This is a genomic window from Lentisphaerota bacterium (genome assembly GCA_016873675.1).
Lineage (GTDB): Bacteria > Verrucomicrobiota > Kiritimatiellia > RFP12 > JAAYNR01 > VGWG01.
Map to the genome: position 1 here is coordinate 1 of VGWG01000179.1, position 3,385 is coordinate 3,385.

General features: G+C 59.4%; 2 protein-coding genes. Both read right to left on the reverse strand.

Going from position 1 to position 3,385, the window contains the following annotated elements; all coding sequences use genetic code 11:
* Positions 1 to 86 precede the first annotated feature (86 nt).
* Positions 87 to 1,502 carry a hypothetical protein gene (locus FJ222_12385; GenBank protein MBM4165219.1) on the reverse strand — a complete coding sequence of 472 codons (1,416 nt, stop codon included), beginning with the start codon at positions 1,500 to 1,502 and terminating at the stop codon, positions 87 to 89.
* Positions 1,503 to 1,649: 147 nt separating this feature from the next.
* Positions 1,650 to 2,201 carry a hypothetical protein gene (locus tag FJ222_12390; protein ID MBM4165220.1) on the reverse strand — a complete coding sequence of 184 codons (552 nt, stop codon included), beginning with the start codon at positions 2,199 to 2,201 and terminating at the stop codon, positions 1,650 to 1,652.
* Between the last annotated feature and the right edge of the window lie 1,184 nt (positions 2,202 to 3,385).

The following is a 3,385-nucleotide window of genomic DNA, read 5'->3' on the forward strand; positions in this document are numbered from 1 at the left end:
CGCGGGACTCGTATCCAATTTGGCGAGGGGCTTCCGCAACCCGGAAATCCGCAGAATCGCCTTGTTTCACGCGCTCGGCGACCTGCCTATGCCGCCCGAGTACACCCACAGATTCTCGTGAAGTGCCCAAAAACTTTCTCCGTGTCTGCTGTATTCATGCACACCGGAACCTGTGGAGACGCGAATGCAATATAAGAACGAACGCCCTCATCCGTAACAGACGCCATAGTAATTTCCGGACTAGAAACGCGAGCGATCCGCTGCTCACTGGGCGTTACGGGTTCCATGTGGGACGCCTCATGGAATACTCCCCAGTCGTAAGCAACGACGGTCACAGAGTGCAGATTGGCATTGGTCACAATGGTCAGTAGTTCCGTGGCGCGGCCGTCGGCATCGGTCGTCACCGAATTAGTCGGGAACGTGGCCCACGCGCTGAGATCGGCCGGAGCATCCGCCGTGTTGTTCGTCTCGCATAGGTTGCCGTCGGCATCCCAATACTCCACCTTCTCCACAAAAAAGCGAATCTCGTGGCCTTTGAGTGGCTCCCACGGCGTGCCATGGGTGAGATCGGCTTTGGTTAGGTCACGGTAATGACGCAAGACGAAGTGGTTGGTCAACACGCCGGGAACGGGCATGTGGTCAGGTTCGAAGGTCCATGCGTCTTGCTCGAAGTACTCATCCCAGGTGAAGCGCACGTGCGTTTCCGTCGTGCCGGCGCGGATCGCGCAGTCCATGTTGTTCACGTCGCTCGATGTGAGTTCGCCGCTGATCGTGCCGTTCGTACCGGTCAGCACCGTGACGACCGCACAGCCGCCGGTGGCGGCCAGCGTCCCCATGACGAGTTCGGCCGCCTTGCCCGGCTCATGGCTCAGTCCGCCGATCAAGCTGACGTCAATCGGAATCCCGGCAACCGCCGGCAGAACCTGTATCGTCACATCGGCCTGATGGGCGGGGGAATGGATCGCCCCCGCACCGATGGTTACCGGATCGGGCGGTGTCCAGCCCTCCGGCGCGTTCTTGGGCCTGACCGTGATGGCGGCGACGTGGTAAACGGTGAACCCCACCCGGTCAAAATAGGGTGTCGCGTAGGAAGTGCCGTTGTTCAAGGCTTCCAGGCAGATGTGCTCGGGACCGCAATTCGTTGCCGAAGGTCCGCTAGCGCTTGCGTCCACACCGTAAACCCACAGGTTTGACGGCATGGTTGCCGTGTCTGGCCAGTAGGTGGGGTTGGCAAGTGCGGTTCCATTGGTCGCTGTATAGACGACAACATTCGTGCTGTTCCAGTTCAGGCGAGCGGACCCCGCGCCATCGACACCAAGCGTGATCATTTTCCAACCGCCCTTGGCCACAAAGCCGCCCGAGCCTGGAGTGAACTCAGCCGCGTCCGCAACGCCCTCGATGTCGAGATTCACCTCCACAATGCGCGGATTGATCGCGGCTCGCAGGCTCCAGGTTGTCAGCGTCAGGGCGAGTGTCATGATGAGATTGAGTGTACGCTTCATGTATGCTCCGGTCAATGGGTGAGTTGGGGAAATGGTTTCAGGTGTCAGGTTTCAGGTGTCAGGTGTCGGGTTGGAAGTCCTTGTTCATGAGTTAGTTGTGTTTTCTGAAACCCGAAACCTGGTGTCTCAGATCAGGTTTCGGGAGCGCTACTGTCCCACCCGGTCGCTGCCTTGGGTAACGATGATGGAGTGGCAGGTGCCGGTGAAGAGATCGGGGGTGGCGATCATCCGGTAGGCGTAGAGCCATTTACCGCTGACGGGGGCGTAGGTGAAGGCGTTGGTGGTGAGAAATTTGTCCAACGTGGAGTCTTCAAAGGTGACACCGCGGATGATGATGTGCAGCTTGACGTCGAGATCGGCCACGTGTGGGGTCATCTCCAGGTTGGTCTGCACCAGCTTGGCGCCGTCGGGGAAGGTTTCAATCACGCCGATGTAAGCGGTGGACTGCGAGCGGATCGTGAATTCGTCGATCTCTTGCTGCGCGAGGATCGGTCCGGTCGGACTGCCCAAGCGGGCTTGCAGGATCGGGGTGCCTGCCTTGAGCGGCTTGAGATAGAGGCGCACGCCGCGGGCGGTGGTCGCCTTGACGCTGACTTGGAGCAGCGTGGGGTCGTTGGCGGTGAAGAACACGGCCGAAGAGGGTCCGTAGATGAGAACTTCCTTTTCACGGCGATAGCCGATCGGAAGTAACGGGGACAAAGAAACAGTAACGCGCATCCGTTCAAGCGCGCGGCAACACGGGGACAGGCAACACGGGGACAGACAATCGGCTGACTCGTCAAACGATTTTGCCTCCGTCCGGTGGACGAGAGCGGGCGACGAGAGCGGTTGACGATTCCCTTCGGTCGATCCCTGATACCGTCTCTTGCGGCCGTCGCATCGGTCGGTGGACGATTACGGGCGACGACTACGGATGACGATTCAACACACACAGAGCAGCAATTCTCATTAGGGTCGTCGATTTCGGTATCCAAATCGAAATCGAAATCGGAATCGGGATCGACGGGAAAGAGGGGAATTCGACCCCGATACCGATAGCGATTTCGATTTCGACTGGCCGGATGCGATCAAGATTTGAATGGCTGCACACAGAGCCGCTTCGCGCATTTCCGGACACAGGCCCTTTCAGCTTTCCGTTTTCTGCTTCCCGTTTTCTGCTTTCTGCTTTCTGCTTTCTGCTCGTCCTATAACTTGAATCTTGAAGTTGCTTTGAAAATCGTCACAACATTCTGATTCAGTTACCCTTACGTGTGTTCCCGCTCTGCGGGCGGCTGGCTTTCTGCTTTCTGCTTTTTTCATGCGCTACGGGGTGGGCTGGGCGGCAGGGGCGACCAGCCGGGCCAAGGCTGCGGTGCCAGCGCGCTGGAGTCGGGTATCGGGGGAGGATGCGGCGGTCTCGAAGGCGGGACGACTTTCCTCGTCGCTCCACTGGCTCAAAGCCACGATGGCGGCGATGCGGATGATTTCGTTGGTGGCGTGGGCGTAGGGACGAATGAGGGGGATCAGCTCACGCCTGTTCGAGTCATACGCGATGCGGATGGCAAAGTCGCGCATGGGGTCTGCATCGGGCGCCGGATCGGAAAGGATATCCCGCACCTTAGCCGGAACGGCGGCGTCATCAAGCCGCGAGAGGGCCAGCAGGGCCTCACGTTGCACGTAGCGATGACGATCCGACAGCAAGATGCGAAGCCGCTCGGTCAGAGCCCGCCGGTCTCCGGAAGTGTTCTCGTCGAGCAGCAGCGTGCCCAGATGCTGGACGGCCCAGCTTCGGAACCGCTCTTTTTCGGCGGGATTATCGACGATCTTGACCAGACACGCCTCCAGCGAGGCATAGCCTGACCGAGACAGCAGGTTCGCGATCTCATGTCGGACGGTATCCCCCT

Bases quoted from the DNA above. Each gene is read 5' to 3' on its own strand.
- FJ222_12385 (MBM4165219.1), bottom strand. From the start codon at position 1,502: ATGAAGCGTACACTCAATCTCATCATGACACTCGCCCTGACGCTGACA.